The following is a 26,511-nucleotide window of genomic DNA, read 5'->3' as shown; positions in this document are numbered from 1 at the left end:
AGACGAGGCCGCTTTTTGGTATCTACTGTTGCCAGATTACCGGCCTGTTGGTCTATCAGACTATCCGGCTGCCAGCGAGCGTAGTGCCTTGTGTGCATTCCATCATTCGCTTCTGTTATACTCTAGGTGAATTCAACAAGACTAAGACCAAGTTATGTACCCCAGAGGAGGCATATCATGAAGTTCATTAAATACACACAACCTGATTTTGATGATTATTATGCGTTGGTTTCCAATATGGAAGTAATGAAACAGATTACAGAACGTGCACTACCGGAGCAAGAGGCGAGAACGCAATTCGAGTCCATGCTGGATTTTAACGAGCGTTCCACTTGCGGACATTACCGGGTATCTAGTGAAGATGGTGCCGGTGTGGCGTATGCCAAATTGATTCCGGATCAGGAGGACCCAACCAGGGCTGAGATAGGTTACATGATCCTGCCTGAACATTGGGGAAAAGGCCAAGGCACATCCATAGCGTCACGGTTGATTATCCAGGCACAAGCCGCAGGGATCGGAGTACTCTATGCAGTTATTGATCCGTCTAATGCTGCTTCCCGCCAGATCTTAACCAGACAGAACTTTGTATCCACCTGGACAGGTGATTACGATGGTCTTCCCGGTGAGATTTTGGAGTTAAATCTTCAAATGAAGCGGTAAAGGAACTGTTCTGAAGGGTAATCAGATGCACATATAGAGATGTGGAGGAGATGACATATGAGCAATTCAACCATGGAACGTCTGAATGCATTACTGCCGGAGTGGCTGGAGACCAGTCGTCTGCACACCGGGCAGGGTAAGGTGGCTTCTTATATTCCGGAGCTTGTCAAAGCTTCTCAGGATGAGCTTGGTATACATATCATGGACGCCGAAGGCAACCATGTGTCGGCAGGGGATTGCGGTGTCCCATTTACGATGCAAAGTATCTCCAAAGTATTTACCCTTATTCTGGCCCTGATGGATCATGGGGAAGAAGCGGTCTTCTTTAATGTAGGAAAAGAACCCACGGGCGACGATTACGATTCGATGATCAAGCTTGAATTGGTTGAACCCGGAATCCCGTTCAATCCCTTGATCAATGCGGGTGCGATTACAGTCTCCTCCCTAATTGGAGGTGACTGCAAGGAAGAGAAGTCACGCCGCATTCTGGAGTTTTTCCGCAAACTGGCGAATAATGATCAGCTGGGTTATAACGAAGAGGTATTCCAGTCCGAATCGGAGAGCGGTCACCTGAACCGTTCACTTGGTTATTTTCTGAAACATAATGGTGTGATCAAGGATGACGTGGAAGATGTACTTGCCGTGTATTTCCGTCATTGCTCCATTGAAGTCACCTGTGCAGATCTGGCGCGAATGTCACTCGTTCTGGCCTACGATGGAACAGATCCAATTACGGGAGAAGAACTCATCCCTCGTCGTTATGTTCAGATTGCCAAAACCTTTATGACCACCTGTGGAATGTATAATGCATCAGGCGAATTTGCCATCGAGGTCGGCTTGCCCGCCAAGAGTGGTGTATCCGGAGGGATTTTGACCCTTGTACCGGGACAATTCGGCATTGGTCTTGTTGGCCCCGCTCTGAATCGCAAAGGCAACAGTATTGCCGGCGTGCATCTGCTCGAGCGTCTGTCCAAGGAGTTCGACTGGAGCTTTTTCTAAAAAGTTTTCTGAAAAAAGCTATACCCTTATATGTAGCCGATGAATCACGTATCTGATATTTTGCTTCTTTAGAACGAAGTGAATGGTCTGGATATGTCTCGTCGGCTACTTTTGGTATTCACCAGGAAGTGTAGGAAGACAGTCCTGCATGGTAACGGTAATGCTGCATCTATCATGGGATATCCACAACATCGGGGTGGGTATATGCCCCTTCATTCATTGGCTAGGGCCACATCTGTAATGAGGTTCATCTGAATATCCCGGGACCCACCTTCCATCAGCAATCGGAGGGTACGGGCAGGACGGTCCAGCCGAAGCACCTGCCCGGTGTAACGGATATCGTCATGTTCGTGAAACACGGCAATGGTGACCAGATCTCCAAGCATCATCGAGTTGCTGAGCAAACGGGACATTTCTTCCGCGGCCTGGGCATCCAGAGATGGGCGGGTACGAGGAGCAAGTTGTTCCTGATGAAGAATATAGGCTTCCCGGTGTTCGGGGAGCATCATGCGTGAGGACTCGAAGATACCGTTTTGCTGTAATTTTTTACTCATTTATAATGACCTCCAATTTTATGAGAACGTTCCTGTGCCTGCGCGGACGAGCAGAGGGAGGATGCCCGCATAATGGCAGTATCTCCGTACCTGCGCTTGATATCATCTGTGGCACGTTCCAGTTCTCTTTTGCGTTCGCGGTCATCGAACCAGGACAGCTGCACTTCGGAATCAGGCACTAGTCCGGTCAATGACACGCTGATGCGGCGGATGGGTAATCCGTCCCAATGGCGCAGGAACAGGGCTGCTGCCGCATCGTATACTTCATCCGTAATGTTGGTGGGTTCATTTACCTTCATCTGACGTGAGAAACCGGTTGGCCGATCATAATCCTGCCCACGACAGCCAACAGAGACCACATGGCCCATGAGTGATTTGTCCCGAGAACGTCGACTGACGAGTTCCGCCAGTTCGAGTAGTACCACCTTGATATCTTCCCAGGAGTCATAGTCCCGGGGCAGCGTCATCTGATGTCCAATACCCTGCTGCTGATGAGCATATGTCCCGGGTTTGACTGGAGAATCATCGATACCGCGGGCGATACGCCACAGTACTTCGCCATTCACACCCCAACGTTCTCTAAGCCGGGACAGCGGAGTCTGGGCCAGATCACCGATGGTGTGAATGCCCATCTTGTAGAGATGCTGCGCCATGCGGGAACCGACCATGAACATGTCTCGCACAGGCTTTTCCCAGATGGTTGAAGGCAGATCTTTGCGAGGCAGCGTGCAGATACCTCCAGGGACTTTTTTGGCATACAGGTCACAGGCCATCTTGCTAACGACCTTGGTATCACTGATGCCGATCCGAATGTACACACCGGTCTCATCCATCACCCTGGATTGAATGCTGCGCGCAATCGTCTCGGGACTGCCAAACAGATCCAGGCTTCCGGTGACATCGAGAAACTGTTCGTCAATACTATAGGGTTCCACCAGATCGGTGTAAGACTGAAGGATGCGCGTAATATGAAGGGATACTCGAATGTATTCGGCCATCCGGGGGCGAACGACCACAACATCCGGACATTTGGCGAGCGCTTCACCCAGTCGTTCTGCTGTTGTGATTCCATAGGACTTGGCGAGTGGACAGGCCGCAAGAATAATACCCGAACGGCGCGCCGGATCTCCCGCGACAACGAGGGGGCGATCCTTGTATTCGGGGTGTGCAGACTTCTCCACACTGGCATAGAATGACTGGCAGTCGGCCAGCATGATGACACGTCTGTCTTGGCGGGGCATAAGACTTCTCTCCTTATCCGTGATGCTGTGCTCTTCTGTTAAACATCAATTATCTTCATTTGCACATCGATATTTAACAGTTTATTTACAGTATGGAACAAGTGTTCCTGTTTTATAAGCATATCTGACAATTCAAAATGCGGCAACCGGAATTATTTTGCAAATTGGACACAATTATGGATTAGCTATATTAGAGGCAGAAATTAGGAAATAAGATGTGCTTTTTTACATTTAATGTGAGAGATCCGTGACCTCTGGGTGATGACCGGGAGTTCATTCAGCTTTTTGTAAAAGGGTTATAAATGGGGACAGTCCTATAGAGGGGGACTGACGTCCTTTTTTGATTTTCTGCATTTTTCAGAAAAGCTTGATGTGACGCGGAATATCGCTGATGCGTTATCGGACTATAGTATCAATTATGTAATCTTTATGGTTAATACTGTAAAATAGTCCGCAACTTTAAAATATGACTCGCGTTTAATGGGGTATGTGTTCAAACGGCAAACCTTGCCTGGACCCGCGTTGCACATAACAATAAAGGTTCCAGAAGTGCAAGATCAGCAGGCATCGAATCCATGCGATTCCCGCAGATATTAGTGTTTGGGAATCAGACGTATCCGAGCGGCTTCCGAGTGGTAGTTGATGGACTTTTTTACGAATTATGGGCAGAATGTTCCATTTCATGTTTGCTTCCATCAGCCTAGTTACAAACGGAGAGTCTTAGCGCTATAGTGAGAACTACACCGCTGACATCTCTACCAAGCGGACATCCGAAGCGGAATGATTCGTAAACTTCATGTTGGATCATTCGATGTTGAAGCCGGATGATATTAGAGAGGTGAGCAATCTAAAGACATGAGCAGACAAAGACGAAGACGCTGGTTATTAACGGTGTTGACAGGAGCGGTGGTGGTGACCGGTGGAATATTTGCCGGATGGCACTATATGCAACCCAAGCTCGTTACGTACACAGCGGAGAGCGGCACGGAGATGAAATTCAAGACCGATGGAGACCGGTTCATGGAATACGGGCCGGATGGAACGTGGAGGGAGATGTTCGTCAAAGGTGTCAACCTGGGCGCAACTTCACCGGGGCATTACCCGGGAGAATTCCCGCTGACCAAAGAGGATTACTTGCGGTGGTTCCAGCAGATCGAGGATCTGGGAGCCAATGTAATCCGGGTATACACGGTTCACGAGCCGATTTTTTACTCCGCATTGGTCGAATATAACCGTGGCCGGGAGCAACCATTATATTTTATACAGGGCATATGGTCACCTGAAGAAGAGTTGATTGAGAAGCAGGATGCCTATGCGGCCCATATTGAGCAGACGTTCAAGCAGGAGATTGAAAAGGCAGTATCTGCTGTCTATGGCGATGCAGACATTCCTGCCAGGCAGGGAGAGTCCAGCGGCAAATACACGACGAATGCAGGAAAATATCTGATGGCCTGGCATGTGGGTACGGAATGGGACCCGGCGATGGTAGACAACACCAATGCGAAGCATTCGGACGTGCCACAGTACAAAGGAGTTCATTTCTCCGCGAGTCCAGAAGCGTCGCCGTTCGAGAACTGGCTGGCAGAACTGCTGGATCATACGGCGGTTCTGGAGAAGAAGTATGGATGGGAGCATCCGATGACCTTCACCAACTGGGTAACCACTGATGTGCTGGATCATCCCGGCGAACCGCTGTATGAAGAGGATCTCGTCAGTGTGGATGCCCGACATATTCAGCCGGAGGCGTGGCAGGGAGGTTATTTTGCAGCCTACCATGTGTACCCGTATTACCCGGATTTGTTCCATATCGATAAAACGCTCCAAACCATCAAGGATGAGAACGGTGAGTACAACACGTACAAAAGTTATCTGCGCAAGCTAAAAGCCGAGTTTTCCGATATGCCTGTAATGATTACAGAGTATGGCGTACCCTCTTCTCTGGGTATTTCCCATCTGGGTATGGGAGGACGGAATCAGGGTGGACATAACGAGGTAGAGCAGGGAGATATTGACGCGTCACTGACGCAGGATATCTATGATGAAGGATACTCGGGAGCGATTGTGTTCATGTGGCAGGATGAATGGTTCAAAAAAACATGGAACACGATGCCACTGGAAATCCCGGCTGATCGCCGGGCATACTGGCTGAACGTGCTGACGAACGAGAAAATGTTTGGTCTGCTTGCCATGGACCCCGGTAAACAGGAACAGTTGACCATCGACGGATCACTGGATGACTGGGATGATCTGAAGGATGAAGAAGTCACCACCTGGCAGGGCCAAGTGGACGGCATTCAAGAAATGAAGATGACCCATGATGAAGCCTATCTGTATATTGGGCTAACCCTGGATCAGCCTTTTGACCCGGATCAGACGGTGCTGCGGATTGGAACAGATACACTTGCAGGAGGCAGTCAGCCTGATAAGTTACTCCCGGGCCGGACGCTCAGTGATGGTCTTGAGACAGTGATTACACTGGGACAGGATGAGGAATCACAGGTGGAGATCGCCAAGGATTATGACTTTAATCAGCGTCTGTACGGCAAGGATGGATACGACATGCTGCCAGATCAGCAGACTGATTCCGCAGATCCGTTCCATCCATGGAATCTGGCGGTCAGCCTGAGGATGACACCGCCGGATACCCGATCTGCCCATCCGTTCATGAATGAAAAGGTTGGGACATTGAAGCGGGGAACTACGGCTCCCGGTCAGCCCGATACGGATTCGTTAACCTTATGGCAGTATAACGGCAATCAGGTGGAGATGCGTATTCCCTGGATGCTGCTTGGATTCGGTGACCCGAGTTCACTTCAAGTCATTAAATATGGACCGCTCCCAGGTGGACGAGAGTTCGAAACCGTCACAACGGAAGGCATAGCGCTGGTTCCCTGGTTAATGGAACGGTCTACCGGCAACATATCCTGGCCTGGTGGTGAACAGAAGACACTGGATTTGAAGACATTGTCTGTGTACAGCTGGCAGCCATGGGAACAGGTGAACTACAGTGAACGACTGAAGCTGAGTTACGAGGAAATGAAGAAACGTTATGAACAAATTCCTAGTTTTCAGACCGAATAAATGAGCATAAAGGAGGACCTTTTCACATGTTTCTGAGTTTGGCTTGGGCCTATCTATTTGTATACATCTGTACAGCGCTTGTCACTGTGGGTGTAATCCTACTGTTTGCCATGAAAATGTCCTACAATGGCAAACGGCGCAAGACCGAATTTTATAAACTAAAACAGCGGGATTACTTCACGTACCTGCAAACGGCGTTAACGGAGAATCGTCCGCTGAGGTTGCCGCCAGGCAAACTGGCTCCACTGGAACGCCAGGTCATCCAGAGCAAATTTATTGAATGGATCGACCAGTTCAAGGGGGAGTATCGCGACAAATTGATTGCACTCTGCCGCGAAGCCGGGTTTGTAAAGCATGATCTGAAAGAACTGGGTCGACTGAGTTACGGTCGTCAGATCGATGCAGCTTATCGCTTGGGCGGCATGCGTTGTCCAGAAGCGGTTCCGGGCTTGATGGAATTGCTTAAGGAAGAGAAGCCTGGCCCAATGGCGTTTATGATCGGACGTTCGATTGCGAGAAGCACGACCCGTCAGGGTGAATTGAAAGACATGCTGGAGCTGTTGTTAACCAAAGGAAAATCGATTCATCATCTGGTCGCAGACATTTTGCTTGAAACAAGTCTGGATACGAGCAGGCTTCTGATCGAATTGCTGGAAGACCGCAACCCTGACTTTGTGAAAGTAGGACTCGTCGCCATGTGGGGACAGGCTGTACCGGAAGTCATGCCTGCACTCGACAGACTGGTTGGCGCAGAACATCAGGGTGTTCGGGCCGAAGCCGTGAAGCTGTATCTTAGCGCAAGTCCGGCACTTCAGGATGAGACGATTCGGAAGCTGATGCAGGATACCGACCCGGAAGTTCGCGCCGAAGTGGTTCAAGCGCTCGGTTCGAAGCGTGCGGCAGGCAGTATTCCATTGCTGCGCAAAGCACTGCGTGATGAGGATTGGGGAGTTCGCTATAACAGTGCGGAGAGCCTGGGCAAGCTGGGTGAACTGGGATTCGAAGCCTTATGTCAGGCTGCTGTGCATGGTACAGGTGCTGAACGCGAAATTGCGATGCAGCAGATCGAGAGCACCATGCAGCAATCGGGAGCCGACCACAAGGCGCTGGAGCAGATGATTGCGCATAACAAAAAAAGACTGCTGTACGACCGGTATTTTGGCCCTGTACGAGAGAACCGAACCAACAAGAAACGCACAACGGTGGCTGCGGTAGGAGGGGATTACACTGCTTAGGGATCTGTTACTAATCTACGGCATGGTCGCAATATATTATGTTGTTTTTGTCAATACGCTCTATTTTTCCATTTTGGCCTTATCATTCCGTAACATCTGGACGATCTTCCGGCGGTCGCATTATTCCAGATACAATACATTGTCAGGCTCGGAGCTGGTGCCCTCGGTATCCTTGCTGGTGCCCGCTTACAACGAGGAATTGACGATTATTGAGAATGTGAACTGTCTGATGACGCTGAACTATCCAACGTATGAAGTTATCGTCGTGAATGATGGCTCCAGCGACAGCACATTGAAAGTGCTGCTGGAAGAATATCGGCTGCAACCCGTACCGGATACGATGATCCGGGGCAAGATTCCCTGCCAGACCATCCGCGGGATATACCACAATCCGGAATTTCCGGATCTGTATGTCATTGATAAGGAAAACGGCGGGAAGGCGGATTCCCTCAATGCCGGGATCAACCTGTCCCATTATCCGCTGATCTCTTCCATCGATGCTGATTCGTTGCTGGAGAAGGATGCTCTGATCCGCATGGCACGCATGTATATGGAGAATCCGGAAGAGACGGTAGCCATCGGTGGAGATGTAAGGATCGCCAATGGCTGCAAAATTGAAAACGGGGCAGTGCAAGATGTATCACTGCCACGCAAGATCTGGCCCATGTTCCAGTCGATTGAATATCTCAAAGCCTTCCTGGGCGGACGGATTGGCTGGAGTCACATGAACGGTCTAATCATTGTCTCCGGTGCCTTCGGTATGTTCCGTAAGGACGCTGTGATCGCCGTAGGTGGATATCGGGATGGTTATCCTGGGGAAGACATGAACATCATCATTAAGCTTCACCGTTACATGCTGGAAAACAAATTGAAGTACCGCGTTGCCTTCTGTCCTGAGGCCGTATGTTGGACACAGGCACCGGATTCCTACCGAATTTTGTCCAGTCAGCGCAAGCGCTGGGGCCGTGGGAATCTGAAGAACATGATTGAGAATCGCGGCATGTTGTTCAATCCAAAATATAAGGTTATGGGTATGGTGACCATGCCATATAACGTCCTTTTTGAAGCGCTCAACCCATATTTCCGGATTACCGGACTTCTGGCTCTCGCTGGATATGTCCTTCTGGATATGACCCAGTGGCCGATCCTGCTTCTGTTCGGACTGTTGAACTTCGTGAGTGGTTATCTGCTGAGTGTAGGCGCACTTGTCCTGGAGGAGATTGCTTTCAAACGTTACAACAAGCTCTCCGATCTGATCAAAATGCTGGTCTACTCCGCGCTGAAATTCGTCGGCTACCACCAGCTGGGCGTACTGTGGAGATTACAGGGACATGTGCAGTTCATGCAAAACAACAACTCATGGGGTGCCATGACACGCCAAAGCTGGTCCGAGGATGAGAAGAAAACAAGCGAAGCCGCTTGAGTACAGAGATCAAAGCAATTATATGTCCAACTAAACATTTACACGATAACAGTGATCGAAAGGTTGTTCTGTCATCGAAGTGTCAGTGTAAATATCAATTAGTTGAACTTATATAGATAATCGAGGAGAAGGGTGGAAAAGACCATGCCAAATACGGCGACATTGCAGCGTGAGGCTGCCGTTGATGTGTACCGAAGTGTAGAACAGGGATTGAAGGAAACGGGTGCCGGATCATGCGGCTTAATGTTCATCCATTGTGCAGGAAACACTCAACCTGAGCAGCAGGTCAGGACACATCTGGAGCAGACGAGCAAGTCTGCTTTCCAGGTGTGGACGGATGGGGCGACCCAGGCGATTGCTGTCCTGCTGCCAGGGTTGTCACTGGATGAGGTTCACTATGAAGGGCTTCGGATCAAACATGAGCTGCAAGAGACTGTCCCCGGTGCCGATCCACAGATTACACTGGCCAGTTTCCCGGAGGGGGAGCGCCCTTCGAAGGCAACTATTCAGCATATGGCTGAGTCCTCGAAGCTCGTAGATTCGTCGGAGATTCATATCTACACGCTGGACAATACGGCGGACGAGCCGGAACGAATTTTGATTGTGGACAATGATCCTACGGTACGCGAATTCCTGCAATTGCGGTTGAAGATGCAGGGATATGAAACCTATGAAGCTGTCGATGGACTGGCTGCACTGGAGTTAATCGAGAAGGTTACACCAGACCTGGTGCTCACGGAGCTGAATCTGTATGGCATCGACGGTCTGCCGTTCATCCATCATATTCAGAACCTGGAGATGGAGCAGCCACCCAAAATTGTCGTGTTGACCGAACAACGTGTCGAGCAGACGATTAGTCAATGTTTCCGCAGTGGCGTGGATGATTACATGACCAAACCGTTCTCGCCTGTAGAGCTGGATGCCCGAATCAGACGCTGCCTGCATTAGAAGATAAAAAAGAGAAACACAGACAACCATCTATTTACATGGATTTTAAGCACCACCAAATACATTGTCCGGAGGGAATATCATGGAGAATCAACAATTCCACACATTACTAAATGCGATTGAAAATAAAGAAGCTGTACTCGGCGTCGTCGGGCTCGGTTACGTAGGACTTCCACTTGCCGTGGAAATGGTCAATCAAGGTTTTACGGTAATCGGAATTGATCTGGATGCGTCCAAAGTAGAAAGTATCTATCAAGGTGATTCCTATATTCACGATATTTCGTCCGATGAGTTGAAAAAAGTAATGCAAAGCGGTCGTTTCCAGCCAACGACGGATTACAGTATGCTGCGCGTGATCGACGCACTCAGTATCTGCGTACCGACACCGCTTAGTGAGAATCAGGACCCGGATACGTCTTACATCGAGACCGTTGTGGATCAGATCAAACTGCATATGAAACCAGGCATGCTGATTACGCTGGAGAGCACCACTTATCCGGGTACTACCGAAGAACTGATCCAGCAGAAGCTGGACAAGATCGGACATGAAGCAGGTAAAGACTATTTCCTCTGCTTCTCGCCTGAACGTGTGGACCCGTCGAACGGACGTTTCACGACATTTAATACTCCGAAAGTGATCGGGGGCACGACTGAAGCCTGCTTGAAGCTCGGAACAGCACTGTATAGCAAATATGTAGAAACCGTTGTTCCGGTATCTTCGCCGAAAGTGGCTGAGATGTCCAAACTGCTCGAGAACACATTCCGCAGTGTTAACATTGCCTTTGTGAATGAAATGGCGATGATGTGTGACCGCATGGGCATTGATATCTGGGAAGTTATTGACGCGGCGGCGACGAAACCATTTGGTTTTATGCCATTCTATCCAGGCCCAGGCATCGGTGGACACTGCATCCCGCTGGATCCGATGTACCTGTCATGGAAGGCAAAAGGCTTCCGTTTCTACAGCAAATTCATTGAGCTGGCGCAATCCACCAATGACAACATGCCATATTATGTATTGAACAAAACTTCAACCATTCTGAATGAGTACGCGAAATCGGTACGTAAATCCAACATTCTGCTGCTCGGTATGTCGTACAAGCCAAATATTGCTGATTTGCGTGAATCTCCAGGACTGGAAGTCTATGAACTGTTCAAGGAAGGTGGAGCCAATGTCAGCTATTATGATCCACATGCTGAATCGTTCCTGGACAAGCATGGGGAGACCGTATATAGCGAAGTGTTCAACTTGGAGCAGTTCAAAAAGTACGATTGCATCGTGCTGATCACCAACCACAGCGATTTGCCTTACTTTGATATTGCCGAGATGGGTGTACCGATTCTGGATACACGTAATGCGTTCAAAACGTACACACATCCGCACATCTACAAGATTGGTCACTCGGTACAGCATCCTGTGCTTGAGCCAAGTGAAGCGTTGCTCGTCTGAGGAAATATATGAGGCAACGGGGCAAGCTGGTGGGTATGGCGAAATGGGCTATTCTGGCTGTGGTGCTGTGCCTGCTGCTTCTGTCCTGGATGTTCAAATGGTTCAAGGCGGAGGAACACAAAGCGACCTGGCTGTGGGACGCGTCCATTATTGCAGAGCAGACGCCGGAGATTATCGCCTTTTCCAAAGAACAGGGTGTGGATACCATTTTCCTGCAAATCCAGGATGAGGTGCCTGACGCAACATACCGCCAATTCATTGCGGCTGCCCGACAGGCAGAGATTGAAGTGCATGGACTTAACGGTCATGCAGACTGGGCCTATGAGGAGAAGCGGGATGAAGGACTTGCTTTTATCGAGCGAGTACGAGCATACAATGCAGCTTCTTCCAAAAATGAACGATTTGAAGGCATTCAACTGGACGTGGAGCCTTATCAGCTGAAGCGCTGGGAGAATGAGGAGAGCAGTGTCATTGCAGAGTGGCAGAACAACATGGAGGCCTGGACGAAAGCTGGCGAGGATGCTGGACTGTACATGAGCGCGGCCATTCCGTTCTGGCTTGATGCCCGTCAGTCGGCTGAAGGGGATGGTACATTCAGTCGCTGGGTGATCTCCCACTTCGATGCGGTGGCGATTATGGCCTACCGGGACAGTGGGCAGCAGATGTATGATCTGTCCAAGGAAGAACTGGACGAAGCGGATGAGCTCGGCAAGAAAGTCTGGATTGGAGCGGAGCTCGCGGATACACACGAGGGTGATCACCTGACCTTTTTCCGTAAACCGGTTAGCAATATGAATGAAGAGATGGCGAAGGTGTTCGATCTGGGTTCCTCTCATTCTTCTTTTGCAGGTGTGGCTGTGCATCATTATGAAGCCTGGTATGCGAAGGAGAACGGTATTCCGCTTGCGCGCAAGGATGAGGAGAAGGAATAGTGTTAGGCCAACGAAAAAAGTTCCTGGTTTCGGGTACGTGCGTCAAGACTATAATATAGAAAGAAGGCAAGCTCCGGGTAGATGGGGCTTGCCTTTTTTTACACTTGCCACTCTGATGACAGAACAACCTTCTGATTGCTGTTATCCCCAGATTTTTTATATTCGGCTTTACAAAGGGGGAAATCTGGTGATAAAGGCGCAGTCCATGCTTCCGATGCAGCTTTCTTTCAGAAAGCTTTTAGCTCCGCTTCTTCAGGTTATTTCTGTCCTCTACGTTCTCGTGTAAATGTTTAGTTCAATTTATATAGTAATGGATTTTGTAAAGGTCGCTCCCTCACTCTTTAGTGCTCTCCGCTGTGCGATAGCGATTGGGCGGCAATCCGACTTGCTTTTTGAATGCTTTGGAGAAGGAGAACAAGTCGGGGTAACCTACGGAATGAGCCACTTCAGTTAAACTTAGCGGCGTCTGCACGAGCAGGCGCTTGGCCTGATTCATTTTCAGCTGCTGGATATATTGCACAGGGGAGACACCATAGGCTTTGCGAAACTGTTTGGCAAAATGGGTTCGATCCACACCAGCATGAGCGGACACACCTTCCACGGAGATGCCGCCTGCAAAATGAATGTCCATGTAATCTTTGCCTTTCTGAAGCCAAGGGGTGGCTGAATCCGGTTGCAATCCTTTGGTTGCGGGGGAATGGGCTATCCGGTCAAAGAGACTCAAAAACCGGGTGAGTCGTCCCAGATCACTTGCTCCGTCCTGCGGTTTGCGAACATCCTCCATGAACGCGCGCATGGCACTTGCGGTTTCCGGTGTCAGTACACCTGAACGGTGCGGGGAGTCCGGGGTAAGTCCAATTCGGGATAACAGTTCGGCTGCATATGCACCGTCAAATGCTATAAATATTTTTTGCAACATGTGCTCCGGATCAGTCCAGTACTCATGAGTTACATGTGGAAACAGACAGAACGCATCCCGGGTCCGAAGGGAATGACGCTGTCCGTTCTGGATAAATGTACCTTCCCCCTCCAGCACAAATAGCAAATAATGATAAGGTGTGGTACGCGGGCCAATATGATAGTTGTTCTTGGCTATATTACGGCCGATGCGAATCGGCCAGGCGCCACCAGCTTTCTCGAATTCAGATGGAGTGAAGAAAATAAGTTCCAAAAACTCATGGTGGTCCTCCTTCATACTCTCGGTCATCAGGAACACCTCTTTGTTATATAAGTATCGTTTGTACATTCTAAAAGGTTCACTTAAACCTATTATACAGGTGGGTTTTATACATATTCAAGATCACGAAGACCTAAATCTGAGAAAAGACCACAAAATGACAAAATGAAATTGTCGCGAAATGACATTGATCACAGACAAATCAATTGTTATGATGTCCATACCTATTAAACCAAGTTAATTAATCGGCATTTGGATGCTTACTTTGAAAATGAGTTAGAAATTAGGCACACTTTAAAAATAAATTCAACCAGTGCAAACGTAGTGGAGGGGACGAAATCGATTCTGAAGAAACGTAGTGTTCACCTTTATCTCCGGATTTTCCCTTAGAAAAGGGAATCAAAAAATCTGGAGATAACAGTGATCGGAAGAACGATTCGTAACCGGAACGGCCAAGTTGCAGAACAGTGATCTTATTTTTAACATGAGACTTTATTTATTCATAGAAGGGATTGACTTTTGTGAGCGAACAGGAAGAAATGAAGTTTGGATGGTTTTTGCCTACAGCAGGGGATGGTAAGTATGTAGGGGTTGCCCCGGAGCGGGAGCCGAGTCTGGATTATCTGGTCGATGTGGCACAGACGGCGGAAAAGGCAGGATTCGAATTTGTACTGATTCCGACAGGGGGGGCCTGTCTGGACGCATGGGTGGTCGGCTCGGCTGTGATGAGTCACACGAAGACATTGCGTCCCCTTGTCGCCATTCGCCCGGGCTTGGTTACACCCGTACTCGCTGCACGCATGGGAGCGGCACTGGATCAGCTCTCTGGTGGTCGCGCCATGATCAATGTGGTGACAGGCAGTTCTGTTCGAGATCTGGAGGAACTTGGCGATCCACTGGCACATGCGCATGATGAACGGTATGTGCGGGCGAGCGAGTATATGGAAGTCATGAAGCGTTCATGGACCCAATCGACGGGACTGAATCTGACGGAGTTTGCCGGAAGTGGTTCAAAATCTGGCGCAGGTGCACCCAGTGATCCCAATCCTGAATTCAGCGGCCAGTATTACAACTTCAAAGGACCGGTAGGAATGCCGGAGACGGTGCAAAATCCGCATCCACCATTTTATCTGGGAGGAAGTTCTCCGATAGCGAAGAAGGTTGCTGTTGAACATGCGGATACGTTCCTGATGTGGGGCGAGCCCCATGACTGGATTCAGGAGCAGATTGAAGAGATTGAGGTCATCCGTCAGCAGGTGAAAAAGGAAACCGGACAAGATCGTCAATTGCGTTACGGCATGCGTGCTCAGGTACTCATTCGGGATACTGAGGAAGAAGCATGGGCAGCAGCTTGGGAGATTATTAGCAAAGTACCACCAGAAGCGATTGAGAAAGCCAAAGCCGCTTTTGCCGAGACGGATGCAACCAACCAACGCAGACAGAACGAGTTACGGGAACTGTCCGAGAAGCAGCAGTTTGTCGTAGGTCCTAACCTGTGGACAGGCTTGTCTGTTGTGCGTTCTGGCGGTGCGATCCTTATTGTAGGTACAGCCGAACAGGTCGCCGAGCGTTTGATGGAATATGGAGATCTCGGCGTTACGACCTTCATTCTGTCCGGTTACCCGCATCTGGAAGAGGCAGAAATCTTCGGACGGACCGTGATGCCCATCATTCGAGAGAAATGGAAAACAAGACAGAAGCAGCACTCAGTTATTACCAATTAAGTAAGTTAACTTTTTTTACACTTTAACGGAGAGGGCAGAACCGATCTGAAGAAGCGGAGCGCTCGCCTGAAAGCTTTCTGGAAGAAAGCTACATCGGAAGCATACGCTATCCCCGGATTTTAACCATTGAAAGAAATGATTCAAAAAAAATCGGGGATAACAGCGATCGGAAGATGGTACTGCACTCGGAGTGCCCAGTGTAAAAACTTTCGTGCAACTTACATTAATCATCCTCAGGAGGTCGTCTTTCATGAAAAAAAATAAAAAATTGATCCTGCCGCTCGTCAGTATGCTGGTGATGTCCATCCTGCTGTCAGCTTGCGGCGGTGGGGATAACGCGTCATCTGGGGAGAACAGCTCCTCGGGTTCAGGCAAAGTTACGATTAGCTTCATGCACTGGCGTGGAGAAGATGTGGAAGCACTGAACAAGAGCATTGACGCATTTGAGACAGCAAACCCGAATATTAACGTGGAGATGCAGACACTGCCCTCCGATCAATACCAGTCCACCGTTCAATCCAAAATCAGTGATGGTTCGGTAGGAGATGTATTTGCTTCCTTCCCGGGTGCACAATTCGAAGCCTTCACCAAAGCTGGCTTGTTCACGGATCTGACCGGATCATCGTTCCTGTCTGCCTACAATTCGAAGCTGATTGAAGCAGGACAGCACGATGGCAAACAATATGCAATTCCGTACCAACTCGTATATAACGATCCAATCTATAATGTGAAAATGTTTGAACAATACGGCTTGACGCCACCAACAGATTGGGAAGGCTTCCTAGCCCTTTGCCAGAAGCTGAAAGACAATGGCATCATTCCGATTGCCTTCGCCGGAGCGGACATTGGTCCAGGGCAATTCATGAATACGATGGTGATGAACAATGCACCGAGTGACGACATTTTTACCAAAGTAGAAGCTGGCGAAGCTAAACTAACGGATGAGTTTTGGGTGAAAACGTTGACTCAAATCAAGGAACTGAACGATAAAGGTTACTTCCAGCAGGATGCACTGGGTACGAAAGACCCTGCGGCTGGCGCACTGTTTATTCAAGAGAAAGCAGCAATGCTGGCGAGTGGATCATATCAATTGGCTCAGAACAAGCAGCAGAATCCAAATCTGGAGCAAAAACTGCTTGCACCAATTACGGTAAGTGCAGATCAAGCGAAGTATGAAGGGGTGCACACCACCACATTCATGCTCGCGGTGAACAGCAAGTCGAAACATCCGGAAGAAGCGAAGAAGTTCCTCGAATTCTTGAGCAATCCGGATGTAGCGAGTGACTACGCCAACCAGACGGGACAGAATGTAACGGTGAATGATGTGAAGTATGATACGACTGAGCTTCAGGTAGCCGGAGAATGGGCGAGCAAAAAGACCGTGTTCCAGCCACGGTTCACCATCCTGAACGGAGACAATCAAAAAGCCGTAACCAACTCCATTCAGGCCGTGCTGAGCGGTACTTCTCCAGAAGAAGCAGCACAGCAGGCACAAGCGATCATTGATCAGCATATCGGGAAATAAACGATGAAAAACCGTCTTCAGCTATCCCTGTTTCTGATCCCCGGGTTGCTGCTGTACGTTGGATTGTTCGTATTTCCTACATTGACGGGGCTGTTCTATTCCTTTACGGACTGGGATGGGGTATCCCCGTCGTATGCATTTGTAGGGCTGGATAATTACAAGGACAGTCTCAGCAGCATCGTATTCCGCAAAGCTTTTGGCAATAACGTGGAGTTCATGTTAACCGTTGTTATTGCACAAACCTTTATATCACTTGTCTTGGCGCTGCTCCTGGTACGTAATACCAAGACACGCATTGCGCTTCGGGCATTGTATTTCCTGCCTGCGATTCTGTCCTCTGTATCGGTCGGACTGATCTGGGCATTCATGTATGATCCATCCATTGGATTGATCAACTATGGACTGAATGAAGCGGGGATGAGCAGCATCGCCCGTAACTGGATTGGTGATCCCAAGATCGCCATCTATTCCATTGCTGCGGTACAAGTCTGGGCCCATGCTGGGCAGATGATGATTGTATTCATTGCAGGTCTGCAAGGCATTCCGGCAGAACTGTATGAAGCGGCTCGTATGGACGGCGGCAGCAAATGGCAGGTATTCCGTACCGTGACCTGGCCGCTGTTGGCACCTTCGGCAACGATTGTTGTGGCTTATACGACCATTCAGTCGTTCAAGGCATTTGACCTCATTTTCACCATGACGGACGGAGGCCCGAACTATGCAACTGAAATTTTGACAACATATATCTATCATACCGCCTTTGGCAGCTATTCATTTGGTCTGGCTTCTGCCGGTTCCATGATCTTCCTGGTGTTGCTCGCGTTGCTGACGTTATTGCAGTTCAAGGCACTACGCGCTGACCGGGTAAGCTATTGAGGTTGATGTTGGATTATTCATCCTGCAACCGAGGCAGAAGGGAGTTCACATGTTTTTAAAATGGTTCAATCGTCTGATCCTATTGGTGTACGCGCTACTGATTCTGGTCCCGCTGTACTTTGTATTTGTATCTTCGTTCAAAACAAGCAGCAACTTCTTCACCAGTCCGTTCAGCTGGCCGGACCCGTTTACGTGGGATAACATCACTGGCATGTTCCGCAATCAGCCGATGTGGCAATATTTCGGGAACAGTCTTGTTGTGACGCTCGGTACGGTTGCAATTGAGTTATTGCTGAGCAGCATGATTGCTTATGCCATTGTCCGCTGGGGTGGCAGCGTAGGCAAAATCGTGTTTGCTTTGTTCGTAGCCGGTCTGATCGTTCCTTCCCAGGTGAGTATGCTACCGATCTATTCCCTTACGCGTACCCTGGGATGGTCGGACAGTCTGACAGGCCTGATCGTCGTATCCGCCGCGATGCTGATGCCTGTCTCTGTATTTATGCTGACAGGTTTCATGCGCATGCTCAATTCGGAGATTTTGGAAGCGGGCAGTATGGATGGAGCAAGTGAATGGAGGCTCTATACCCGGATTGCACTACCACTGGCTGCACCTTCGCTGGCGGCAACGGCTACGTTCCTGCTCGTCATGGTATGGAATGATTTGCTTATTCCGATGCTGATGCTTAGCAGTAAGTCCAAGCTCACTCTACCTCTCGCGCTCATGCAGTTCCGCGGGGAATATGTGACGAACTATCCGATGATGCTTACGGGTGTGCTGGTAACGGCCATTCCGATGATCGCGCTGTTCCTGCTGCTCCAGCGTTACTTTGTTGCAGGTCTGACAGCGGGTTCACTCAAGGGGTGAGCTATCGCAGAGATCGGGAAAGAAAAGCGTATTGTGCATTGATTTCTGGATCATTCTGCATAATAATGATTTAGTATCAGAATGACTACATAGAGATCAAGGGAGCTATAAGTGATGAGCAAACTGGAAGTATTGCGGAATCCCAAGCAGCGCAAGCTGCTGTTCAGTGCCGGCATGAGCTGGCTGTTTGATGCGATGGAAGTCGGTATGATCTCCTTTATCGTGGCTGCACTTGCCAAGGAATGGAGTCTCAGTCCCGGACAAGTCGGCGTGCTTACGAGTATTAACTCGATCGGTATGGCATTAGGTGCTTTGCTTGCAGGTGCACTTGCGGACCGTTTTGGACGGAAGGCCATTCTGATGTGGACCTTGTTAATCTTTACGATTGCAAGCGGTCTATCTGCACTTGCGACCGGATTTGCCGTATTGTGCGCACTACGTCTGGTTGCGGGTATCGGACTTGGCGGAGAGTTGCCCGTGGCATCCACACTGGTATCGGAGTCAATGCCTACAGCGGAACGGGGACGTGCCGTTGTATTATTGGAAAGTTTCTGGGCAGGGGGCTGGATTGTGTCCGCACTCATTGCCAACTTTGTCATCCCGGAGTACGGATGGAGAATTGCCTTTGCCATTGGTGCGCTTCCGGCGTTCTACGCACTGTATCTGCGTCGTGCCATTCAGGACCCGCCGCGGTACAAGAATCATACCAAGCTTCATAAAATCACGTTCCGTGAGAAAGTGGCTACCGTCTGGTCAGCACCACATCGCCGGACAACGTTGATGCTCTGGATTTTGTGGTTCACCGTCATTTTCTCCTATTATGGCATGTTCCTGTGGCTGCCTTCGGTCGTTATGGCGAAAGGCTTCACACTGGTCAAGAGCTTCCAATACGTGCTGATCATGACCATCGCACAGCTGCCAGGTTACTTCACCGCGGCGTACTTCATTGAACGTTACGGTCGCAAGTTCGTACTGGTTGTGTATCTTACCTTGACCGCATTCAGTGCGATTGCGTTCGGACTGGCAACAACGGAAGCTACAATCTTGACCGCAGGGATATGTCTTTCCTTCTTCAATCTGGGAGCCTGGGGTGGTCTGTACGCCTACAGCCCGGAATTATATCCGACTTCCGTTCGTTCGACAGGTGTCGGTCTTGCCACATCGGTAGGCCGGATCGGAGGTGTAATTGCACCATTCATGGTCGGCATGCTGGTTCAGCGTGAAGTGGCGATTAGTCTGATTTTCACGATTTTCTTCGTGACCATCCTCATTGGTGCAGCCGCCGTGTTGTTCTGGGGCCGGGAAACGAAGGGTCAGGAGCTGGAGGAGTAATTGTCAATAAATTCAAACGCAACTTTTGTACGGGTCTGCCTGCCTACGAAAATGGTAGGTTGGACAAGCGGTATAAGGTTGATACAAGAAGGGGTATGACCATGGGCTCATGCCTCTTTTTGCTATGTTCAGCGTCATTTTTCCACTGCGTCATCGGTCCGATAGACTTCAATTTTTCTATATCCTATAATGACACTCGGGATGTAGAGCCGTGAGGATTCAGGGGAAAGAAGTGGGATCTGGATTCAGAAAAGTGGAGGTTAATGGAATGATGAAGAACAATATTGGAATGGATCAAACGAATGAAATGAATGAAAAGAATATGATAAGTGAACTAGATAGCGTGAGTGAGATGAAAGAGATGGGGGCAACTAGTAATATGAACAGAACAGATGAATGGACTAAAGTCGATAGCACGAATGAGGGGCTAAATCTGTTAACGTTTGCTGACAACATGGAGCCTATCACTGTCAGTCGGAAAGTCACTCATGGGAAGGGGAAAACGCCTGGCAAAAGAGCAGGGCGGGTCAGCATGCTTCTCGGTGCCTGCGCGATGACGCTGGGATTGACCGTTGCAGCTCCTTCTGCGGGAGCACAGAAGCTGGAACAGGGCGTTCGCAGCGAACATGTGCTGCAATTGCAGGAGCAATTAAGCGATCTGGGGTACTTTGACGCCGGATTGACCGGATATTACGGTTCGATTACCAAAGGCGCTGTACGCAAGTTCCAACAGGCACAGGGACTGAGTGCAGACGGCGTTGCAGGTCCAGCGACGCTGAACAGGCTGAACAAAAAGGCCAAAGCCGAGGGCGAAACGCTACGCCAGTTGGCGAAGCTGATCCATGGTGAAGCGCGCGGGGAATCTTTTGAAGGTCAGGTCGCTGTAGGAGCGGTTGTCTTGAATCGGGTACATTCGAGTGAATTCCCATCATCGATCTCCAAGGTCATTTTCCAGAAAGGTCAGTTCACTGCGATAGACGATGGGCAATTTAATCAAAAGCCGACCCAGACCTCTTATCGCGCAGCGCGTCAGGCATTGAATGGCGCTGATCCAACGAACGGAGCACTGTATTATTACAATCCGAAGATTGCCACTTCGGTGTGGAGCAAGAGCAGGCCGACGTTGCTGACCATTGGGCAGCATGATTTTACACGTTAAGTTAGGTAGAGGAATTAAGAAAAATAATTGTAAATATTAAATAACCCCCGGCTATGCGCTGCTGAATGCAGACGTGTTGCCGGGGGTTTGTTAGTTTGACAGCTGAAACGTTAAGAAGTCTGCTTTGCAGAAAGTGCTTGACGTGGCGTTGCATGTTTTGGTGATGAGCCATGTAAGCTTTGTGTGCACGTTTAGCTAAGATTATTGGCGGACAGGTAGCGACAAATAAACCAGCTTGCGTTGTTCAAACTTTACGGAATTTAAATGTTAAGATTCTAGGTTGGCGCAGCAGATCCCCTTTAACATTACCATTTGCATTATCTGTAGAGTCTCGTGACTCCCGTGGGCGTACTCTAAACTTGGGGGAAACAGTCATACTAGAAATCGAAATCCAATCCCTGCACAAATCATAAATGTCGTCATTTTAAAGAATTATTTGGAGGCGGGTTTATGAACTATACTTGAAAATTTTCCTGACTCAGAAGGCAATTGTTAAAAGTATTTAAATTCACCTTATTAATCATGATTTTTATTTTCCGGTAGCATATTGAAACATGGCATCCCCATATACTCTGCTATCAAGGCATGTTTTGGTCTACTTATTAAATGTGCCGAAAGGTGGGATAAGGTTTGTCGGATCCTTTTGTTGTCAAATCATTAGACGAAATACGTTTTTGGTCACGCATTATGAAAGAACATTCCTTTTTTCTTCGACTAGGATTTAGGTGTGAAGATACGCAGTTAATTAATGAGGCTAATCAATTCCATGCAATCTTTGAGGATATCGAAAGAAGATCACATTCTTTTCAAGCAGATACGGATCCGCAAACCATTAGACAGTTTAATTCAGAAGTTCACAATGCGGCTGCACACATATGGGCATTTAAAAGAAAAGTGCTTGGGCTTATACTACGGTGTCAACTTCCAGGGGGAACCAATTTCCCTTTGCTTGTAGATCATGTTAGCCGAGAAGCCAATTACTTTAGGAATCGGTTAGAGGAACTCAATAGCGGGAGACTTGAGCCATTACCTGATGCGATTATCGATGAAAATGTATTTTTCCTCAAAATCATGGCAGACCATGCGAAATTTATAGGTCATCTTCTTGATCCATCCGAGCGAAAATTAGTGGAACAAGCAAGGGAATTTAGTCAAGATTTTGATACGCTGATGTTCCAAGCCATCGATTTAAGTTCCATGCGTCCACAATCGCAAACCCATCCCTTACTAAGTCAATTTGTTGATGAAAACCGCGTTTCAGTTCAATCGTTACGAGACTTTAAGAAGACTGCGCGCGACTTAATTGAGGAGTGTCGAATCAAAAGCATCATTCACCCCTTATTAGCAGACCACGTTTTTCGTGAAGCCGAACGATTCTTATTTGTTCTTGACATGTTTGATCAGTCATTGTCTGGCATGAAGGTAAACAAGAAAGAAATCATGCATTAATATACAGTGGATGGCAGGCCATAAAGTGATAGTCATCTGACCCTAAGTTAAACACCACATGATGGTTTTACCGTGATAGTATTTAAACCATAGAAAAAGGTGAATATAATCATGAACCTCCGGCTGTACGCTGCTGAAAGCAGAAGCGTTGCCGGGGGTTTGTTTATTTGAGCGAAACTGCTGAATATTACTTATTTAAAAAAGGGCTGAGACGTGGGTGGGCACTACTCTTAAAAGTTAAAAGGAATGTTCAACGAAGTGGGCTCTACAATGGTTTTTCCAGTGTCGTAGTCATAGATTTTATTGAACACAAGTTCAATGGATTCCAGCTCATTCGGGTCATCGGTATATACCAAACCATAACTCGTATTATCAATGACTATGCCATCATATTGATTATAGACATATGATTTTCTCATAAAATTGCGATCTGCGGAGATCGGTTTGCCCGTGTTTGGATGAACGGAGTTTAAGCCGTAAAAACCGATATTTTGATCGGTTGTATTTTCCACAGTGTAGAGGATATTGATATAAGTGATCTTAGAACCGATATCTTCTCGATTCAGAATGGAAATGTTTTTCTGTGAATCCTCAGGAATATCGCTGGCCTCTAATAATTGAGCATGAACAACATGAATGGTTAGTGGCCCACGTTCAAAACGTGCATCCAGAGGTACAGACTTTAGCAATTTCAGATGTCCGCCGTAATCGAAAGTCCCTGTATCGCCAGGTTTGGATAGGATCGGTGATACAGCACTATCAAATAACTTGTTCTGAAGATTGCTGGCGGCCTGCTCGAATTCATCGAGTTCTGGCTCCCATCCATTATAGTTGCGTTCGGATCGGAAAGGTTCTACACCAGTTTCCATGACTTGTTCAGGAGAAGCATCCATAGGCTGTGATTGGTTGATTTCTAGTTGTGTAGAAGTGGCATAATTTGAGCTGCCTGAGCTGCCCAGAAGTGCGATAGCGAGTAGTAATTGAACAATAAACATGGGAAGGGACACCCTTTCTCTCTAAAATAATTAAATAAGAACATCAATCCCACCTGGTTGTTATCTGAAAATAATATGACCTGATATGGTATTGGTGGAATAGATTTACGGTCAAAGTAATAATAATCATAGCAAAATGGTGCATTGAGATAATGAGAATAACGACCTAACTTCAGGTAATAGAAGATTGACGAGTGGATGAAGTGATTTAGATATAAGGACCCAGGCGATAAAGAAAGAGTTTTTGTTCCGTAAGGACCAGGGTCGGATAAAGTGGATACATAGAACCGTTTTAGACGAATATCAATGAAATTTATCTGAGGAACAGATCAAACAGATTCTACAGGCCGGATCGGTTGTGTTAGAATATAGGAATTATGGAAGTTGGAGGATTGAAGTGGGAATACATAATGAGTTAAGTCAGATTAGAGTTGAAAACCAATCAGCTTCAAAACAAAATGTCCTTTCAATTGTAAGTGCGATAACGATCGGGGTGATTTTAGGTTTAGCGGCAAAGCTTGTGGATGCTCAGGGGATTAACCCCATATTTGACGATATCGGTGGGCGTCTAGGTATTTGGATTTTTGTTGCAACACTCATATCGGTTTTTAGTTATTCTCCTAAACTAGCAGCAGTTAAGGTATTCTCCTTTTTTGTATCGCTGCTAACCGTTTATTATCTATACACAGTGTTTTTCCTACATTTCGTTCCAATGAGAGAGATTGTTTTTTGGGGGATGTGTGCAGTGATATCTCCGGTGTGTGCTTATGTGATGTGGTATGCACGTGGCAATGGATTTGTACCTAGTTTAGTTTTGTCCCTTCCAACCACAGCTCTACTGTCCGAAGGGTATCAATTGCGCGACGCTTACTTGCCCGAGCATACTCATTACTATTTGATCCCAATACTTATGGGAATATATCTAATCATGGTCATTGTTTTATTATTTATTGTTCCTACGAGCAGGCTTAAATTTTTGATTATACTACCAATATCTATAATATTGTCTTTCATCATAATATATTTTGATGTTCTAGGGCGGTTATTCGGTGGCTTGAACGGAATGTTATAAATCGCTTTGGCAGATTGTCATAACAGTGAGACAGTTCCTCTGAGAACGATTCATAAGCGGTTTTACAACACGTAGATCAGGTCTGGTGAACAGGTGAGAACTTCATTTTTAACTTGAGCGAGATCGGGGTCTTTTTCGTAGATATAGAATAACGTCAGGGTGAATAGAGATGAAGTTTCTAAAGGGATTATTGATTCTAATTACATTAATAGTCATAGCTTCTGTCACATGGTATGGCTCCTATAAGAATGATATAAAGGAACTTGAAGATGGTTTAACTTGAAATTCATAAATTTCTTCATTTCCTTAGATGTATTTTATTCGGATCTTTTATATAATAAACTAGTATATTACCATAATTTAATTATAAAGGAGAAATTTGCATGAAAAGAGCATCGTTTTTTTTGCTTTTTCTTCTTCTATTGATAGCATCCGCTTGTTCAAACAAAGTCACTTCATACACAGGGGAGAGTGAGAATTGGAGTGTCTCATGTACAGTTCAAAGTAATAATTCTGTAGCAAGTTATGAATATGAAATTAGGTACTTAGGAGATAATCCTTCATTAATAAAAAAAGTTAATTACAAATTTATGAGCGAAAATATTCATTCTAAAGGAGAAGTTCCTTTTAATACTGTAATCAGAGGAAAAGCTGAAGGGATGTCCCCATTTTTGGAGGAGAATGAATTTATAGTTGAGATTGATTGGGGAGGAAACTCGGAAAAGGTAATTGTTACTAAATAATGGTATTAATAGGTGAGGATATTAATAATACAAAACAAAGGCTAAAGTGAGATGGAGCAGATATGAAGTTCCTAAAAACCTCATATGTAGTAATGTCATTCGTGGTTGTCGTTTCTTTTGCATGGTACGGCTCCTATAATAAGGATATGAAGGAACTGAAGAAGGTTTAAGAACGTATCTAACCTTTGGAAGGGGTTACCCCTTATCGGTTGGAGATGCAGGGCGAGCTGCAAGGTCCGGGATTCAAGTCCCTCTATCAGTTCTGGGGTAACAAATTGGCCAATCAGCTTCAATCGGAAAGCAACTGCATTCTGAATTTGGCTCCCAAAGAATATAGCAAAAATATTACTCCTTTTCTAACCGAGGAGGTTAAGTTCATTACATGTGTATTCGGACAAATGGTCGAGGGGAAGGTCATTGAAAAGGCAACTTGGATCAAGATGGCCAGAGGTGAAATGGTACGTTATATGCAGAGCATCAGATTACAGATGTAAGGACATCAGAGGATTTGATCGGCTTAACTTTGGTTTTTCAGAGGATCGATCGGATGAGAACACATTTGTTTCATACAACCAGAGGGGAAGTAATTTACAGATTTTAACTCATAAGAAGTAACCTGTGATATAATTTTCGAATTAATTAAATATTGGTTCGTTTAGGTTACGTATTCGAAAAAGCCATCAAACAATGTGATGGCTCTTTTTTTTTGTGACAGTAGGGCAGCATCGGCCACACGTACGCCACTTTCTGGATAGGAATCACCGAGTACTGGACGTCCCTCACTCACCATTTTCTTCGCTACTTTACCTAATAGTGGTTCGTTTTTGGGATGCTCACAAGCGGTAAACAAGACGGACCGCATATCCTTTTCGATGTAGAAATTCTAGGGCTACAAGAAGCGGCGCTGGATATCATTGAAACCGAATCGAATTTACAAAGTATATATAAAGGAGGATATAAATTATTAATTATAGATTTGGATGAACGGAGAAGTTACATTTAAACAGATGTAGATGGAGCTACAGCAGTTTGCGAAGTTGAATTTGGCTACGAGGGTTTCGCATGGGATGC

Annotated in this window: 24 protein-coding genes; 19 read left to right on the top strand and 5 right to left on the bottom strand. The window is 47.3% G+C overall.

Annotated features, from left to right (window positions below):
* The first annotated feature begins 177 nt into the window (after positions 1–177).
* Complete coding sequence (locus AC1S8V_RS19905; RefSeq protein WP_482070456.1) at positions 178–660, top strand: GNAT family N-acetyltransferase; 483 nt, start codon at positions 178–180, stop codon at positions 658–660.
* A gap of 57 nt (positions 661–717) precedes the next feature.
* Positions 718–1,659, top strand: coding sequence for a glutaminase A (gene glsA, locus AC1S8V_RS19900; protein ID WP_482070455.1), 942 nt, complete (start codon positions 718–720; stop codon positions 1,657–1,659).
* A gap of 212 nt (positions 1,660–1,871) precedes the next feature.
* On the opposite strand, the gene AC1S8V_RS19895 is transcribed toward glsA, so the two are convergent.
* Together AC1S8V_RS19895 and AC1S8V_RS19890 are read right to left on the bottom strand one after the other, a co-directional pair.
* Positions 1,872–2,213 (bottom strand): YolD-like family protein, encoded by a 342-nt coding sequence (locus AC1S8V_RS19895; RefSeq protein WP_482070454.1) that lies wholly within the window; start codon positions 2,211–2,213, stop codon positions 1,872–1,874.
* Positions 2,210–3,454 carry a DNA polymerase IV gene (locus tag AC1S8V_RS19890; RefSeq protein WP_336763622.1) on the bottom strand — a complete coding sequence of 415 codons (1,245 nt, stop codon included), beginning with the start codon at positions 3,452–3,454 and terminating at the stop codon, positions 2,210–2,212. Before AC1S8V_RS19890 ends, AC1S8V_RS19895 begins: the two co-directional genes overlap by 4 nt.
* 855 nt (positions 3,455–4,309) lie before the next feature.
* Here AC1S8V_RS19890 and AC1S8V_RS19885 point away from each other — a divergent pair.
* The 6 genes from AC1S8V_RS19885 (at position 4,310) to AC1S8V_RS19860 (ending at position 12,523) form a co-directional block, all read left to right on the top strand.
* The gene (locus tag AC1S8V_RS19885; protein WP_482070453.1) at positions 4,310–6,535 is read left to right on the top strand and encodes a hypothetical protein; all 2,226 of its coding nucleotides are present in this window, start codon (positions 4,310–4,312) and stop codon (positions 6,533–6,535) included.
* A gap of 26 nt (positions 6,536–6,561) precedes the next feature.
* A complete protein-coding gene (locus AC1S8V_RS19880; protein ID WP_482070452.1) occupies positions 6,562–7,770 on the top strand; it encodes a HEAT repeat domain-containing protein in 1,209 nt (402 codons plus the stop codon).
* Between the two features lie 22 nt (positions 7,771–7,792).
* Positions 7,793–9,193 carry a glycosyltransferase family 2 protein gene (locus AC1S8V_RS19875; RefSeq protein WP_482070451.1) on the top strand — a complete coding sequence of 467 codons (1,401 nt, stop codon included), beginning with the start codon at positions 7,793–7,795 and terminating at the stop codon, positions 9,191–9,193.
* A gap of 144 nt (positions 9,194–9,337) precedes the next feature.
* The gene (locus tag AC1S8V_RS19870; protein WP_482070450.1) at positions 9,338–10,141 is read left to right on the top strand and encodes a response regulator transcription factor; all 804 of its coding nucleotides are present in this window, start codon (positions 9,338–9,340) and stop codon (positions 10,139–10,141) included.
* Between the two features lie 82 nt (positions 10,142–10,223).
* Complete coding sequence (locus tag AC1S8V_RS19865) at positions 10,224–11,591, top strand: nucleotide sugar dehydrogenase (RefSeq protein WP_482070449.1); 1,368 nt, start codon at positions 10,224–10,226, stop codon at positions 11,589–11,591.
* Between the two features lie 8 nt (positions 11,592–11,599).
* On the top strand, positions 11,600–12,523 hold the full coding sequence (locus AC1S8V_RS19860) for a hypothetical protein (protein WP_482070448.1): 924 nt from the start codon (positions 11,600–11,602) through the stop codon (positions 12,521–12,523).
* A 334-nt stretch (positions 12,524–12,857) separates the two neighbouring features.
* On the opposite strand, the gene AC1S8V_RS19855 is transcribed toward AC1S8V_RS19860, so the two are convergent.
* Complete coding sequence (locus AC1S8V_RS19855; RefSeq protein WP_482070447.1) at positions 12,858–13,730, bottom strand: helix-turn-helix transcriptional regulator; 873 nt, start codon at positions 13,728–13,730, stop codon at positions 12,858–12,860.
* A gap of 509 nt (positions 13,731–14,239) precedes the next feature.
* On the opposite strand from AC1S8V_RS19855, the gene AC1S8V_RS19850 reads away from it, so the two are divergent.
* From AC1S8V_RS19850 to AC1S8V_RS19815, 8 genes are all read left to right on the top strand, one after another.
* On the top strand, positions 14,240–15,424 hold the full coding sequence (locus tag AC1S8V_RS19850) for an LLM class flavin-dependent oxidoreductase (protein ID WP_482074528.1): 1,185 nt from the start codon (positions 14,240–14,242) through the stop codon (positions 15,422–15,424).
* Between the two features lie 250 nt (positions 15,425–15,674).
* Positions 15,675–16,949, top strand: coding sequence for an ABC transporter substrate-binding protein (locus AC1S8V_RS19845; protein WP_482070446.1), 1,275 nt, complete (start codon positions 15,675–15,677; stop codon positions 16,947–16,949).
* 3 nt (positions 16,950–16,952) lie between these two features.
* Entirely contained in the window at positions 16,953–17,825 is an 873-nt protein-coding gene (locus AC1S8V_RS19840) for a carbohydrate ABC transporter permease (protein WP_482070445.1), read from the top strand.
* 49 nt (positions 17,826–17,874) lie between these two features.
* Positions 17,875–18,690: a carbohydrate ABC transporter permease gene (locus tag AC1S8V_RS19835; RefSeq protein WP_036674932.1), complete on the top strand. Its 816-nt coding sequence runs from the start codon at positions 17,875–17,877 to the stop codon at positions 18,688–18,690.
* A 114-nt stretch (positions 18,691–18,804) separates the two neighbouring features.
* The gene (locus tag AC1S8V_RS19830) at positions 18,805–20,022 is read left to right on the top strand and encodes an MFS transporter (RefSeq protein WP_482070444.1); all 1,218 of its coding nucleotides are present in this window, start codon (positions 18,805–18,807) and stop codon (positions 20,020–20,022) included.
* Positions 20,023–20,554: 532 nt separating this feature from the next.
* On the top strand, positions 20,555–21,181 hold the full coding sequence (locus tag AC1S8V_RS19825; RefSeq protein ID WP_482074527.1) for a cell wall hydrolase: 627 nt from the start codon (positions 20,555–20,557) through the stop codon (positions 21,179–21,181).
* 179 nt (positions 21,182–21,360) lie between these two features.
* Entirely contained in the window at positions 21,361–21,594 is a 234-nt protein-coding gene (locus AC1S8V_RS19820; RefSeq protein ID WP_482070443.1) for a DUF1259 domain-containing protein, read from the top strand.
* A 274-nt stretch (positions 21,595–21,868) separates the two neighbouring features.
* Positions 21,869–22,630, top strand: a complete 762-nt coding sequence (locus AC1S8V_RS19815; RefSeq protein ID WP_240662101.1) for a DUF2935 domain-containing protein — start codon at positions 21,869–21,871, stop codon at positions 22,628–22,630.
* A gap of 230 nt (positions 22,631–22,860) precedes the next feature.
* Here the strand turns inward: AC1S8V_RS19815 and AC1S8V_RS19810 are convergent, their stop codons facing one another.
* Positions 22,861–23,625, bottom strand: coding sequence for a hypothetical protein (locus AC1S8V_RS19810; protein WP_482070442.1), 765 nt, complete (start codon positions 23,623–23,625; stop codon positions 22,861–22,863).
* A gap of 397 nt (positions 23,626–24,022) precedes the next feature.
* Here AC1S8V_RS19810 and AC1S8V_RS19805 point away from each other — a divergent pair, with 397 nt between their 5' ends.
* The 3 genes from AC1S8V_RS19805 (at position 24,023) to yaaA (ending at position 25,934) form a co-directional block, all read left to right on the top strand.
* Positions 24,023–24,697, top strand: a complete 675-nt coding sequence (locus tag AC1S8V_RS19805; RefSeq protein WP_482070441.1) for a hypothetical protein — start codon at positions 24,023–24,025, stop codon at positions 24,695–24,697.
* A gap of 383 nt (positions 24,698–25,080) precedes the next feature.
* Entirely contained in the window at positions 25,081–25,440 is a 360-nt protein-coding gene (locus AC1S8V_RS19800; RefSeq protein ID WP_482070440.1) for a hypothetical protein, read from the top strand.
* A gap of 185 nt (positions 25,441–25,625) precedes the next feature.
* The gene (yaaA, locus tag AC1S8V_RS19795) at positions 25,626–25,934 is read left to right on the top strand and encodes a peroxide stress protein YaaA (RefSeq protein WP_482070439.1); all 309 of its coding nucleotides are present in this window, start codon (positions 25,626–25,628) and stop codon (positions 25,932–25,934) included.
* A 161-nt stretch (positions 25,935–26,095) separates the two neighbouring features.
* Here yaaA and AC1S8V_RS19790 read toward each other — a convergent pair whose 3' ends face one another.
* Positions 26,096–26,290: a hypothetical protein gene (locus AC1S8V_RS19790; RefSeq protein WP_482070438.1), complete on the bottom strand. Its 195-nt coding sequence runs from the start codon at positions 26,288–26,290 to the stop codon at positions 26,096–26,098.
* Positions 26,291–26,511: the final 221 nt, after the last annotated feature.

Source organism: Paenibacillus sp. B46(2026), from assembly GCF_056786355.1.
Note: the sequence above shows the minus strand (reverse complement) of the source record. Positions and strands in the feature narration are given on the sequence as shown.

What these genes read in the sequence shown, in the direction of transcription:
- AC1S8V_RS19905 (WP_482070456.1), top strand. Translation starts at nt 178, where the DNA reads ATGAAGTTCATTAAATACACACAACCTGATTTTGATGATTATTATGCG.
- glsA (WP_482070455.1), top strand. Translation starts at nt 718, where the DNA reads ATGAGCAATTCAACCATGGAACGTCTGAATGCATTACTGCCGGAGTGG.
- AC1S8V_RS19895 (WP_482070454.1), bottom strand. Translation starts at nt 2,213, where the DNA reads ATGAGTAAAAAATTACAGCAAAACGGTATCTTCGAGTCCTCACGCATG.
- AC1S8V_RS19890 (WP_336763622.1), bottom strand. Translation starts at nt 3,454, where the DNA reads ATGCCCCGCCAAGACAGACGTGTCATCATGCTGGCCGACTGCCAGTCA.
- AC1S8V_RS19885 (WP_482070453.1), top strand. Translation starts at nt 4,310, where the DNA reads ATGAGCAGACAAAGACGAAGACGCTGGTTATTAACGGTGTTGACAGGA.
- AC1S8V_RS19880 (WP_482070452.1), top strand. Translation starts at nt 6,562, where the DNA reads ATGTTTCTGAGTTTGGCTTGGGCCTATCTATTTGTATACATCTGTACA.
- AC1S8V_RS19875 (WP_482070451.1), top strand. Translation starts at nt 7,793, where the DNA reads ATGGTCGCAATATATTATGTTGTTTTTGTCAATACGCTCTATTTTTCC.
- AC1S8V_RS19870 (WP_482070450.1), top strand. Translation starts at nt 9,338, where the DNA reads ATGCCAAATACGGCGACATTGCAGCGTGAGGCTGCCGTTGATGTGTAC.
- AC1S8V_RS19865 (WP_482070449.1), top strand. Translation starts at nt 10,224, where the DNA reads ATGGAGAATCAACAATTCCACACATTACTAAATGCGATTGAAAATAAA.
- AC1S8V_RS19860 (WP_482070448.1), top strand. Translation starts at nt 11,600, where the DNA reads ATGAGGCAACGGGGCAAGCTGGTGGGTATGGCGAAATGGGCTATTCTG.
- AC1S8V_RS19855 (WP_482070447.1), bottom strand. Translation starts at nt 13,730, where the DNA reads ATGACCGAGAGTATGAAGGAGGACCACCATGAGTTTTTGGAACTTATT.
- AC1S8V_RS19850 (WP_482074528.1), top strand. Translation starts at nt 14,240, where the DNA reads ATGAAGTTTGGATGGTTTTTGCCTACAGCAGGGGATGGTAAGTATGTA.
- AC1S8V_RS19845 (WP_482070446.1), top strand. Translation starts at nt 15,675, where the DNA reads ATGAAAAAAAATAAAAAATTGATCCTGCCGCTCGTCAGTATGCTGGTG.
- AC1S8V_RS19840 (WP_482070445.1), top strand. Translation starts at nt 16,953, where the DNA reads ATGAAAAACCGTCTTCAGCTATCCCTGTTTCTGATCCCCGGGTTGCTG.
- AC1S8V_RS19835 (WP_036674932.1), top strand. Translation starts at nt 17,875, where the DNA reads ATGTTTTTAAAATGGTTCAATCGTCTGATCCTATTGGTGTACGCGCTA.
- AC1S8V_RS19830 (WP_482070444.1), top strand. Translation starts at nt 18,805, where the DNA reads ATGAGCAAACTGGAAGTATTGCGGAATCCCAAGCAGCGCAAGCTGCTG.
- AC1S8V_RS19825 (WP_482074527.1), top strand. Translation starts at nt 20,555, where the DNA reads ATGCTTCTCGGTGCCTGCGCGATGACGCTGGGATTGACCGTTGCAGCT.
- AC1S8V_RS19815 (WP_240662101.1), top strand. Translation starts at nt 21,869, where the DNA reads ATGAAAGAACATTCCTTTTTTCTTCGACTAGGATTTAGGTGTGAAGAT.
- AC1S8V_RS19810 (WP_482070442.1), bottom strand. Translation starts at nt 23,625, where the DNA reads ATGTTTATTGTTCAATTACTACTCGCTATCGCACTTCTGGGCAGCTCA.
- AC1S8V_RS19800 (WP_482070440.1), top strand. Translation starts at nt 25,081, where the DNA reads ATGAAAAGAGCATCGTTTTTTTTGCTTTTTCTTCTTCTATTGATAGCA.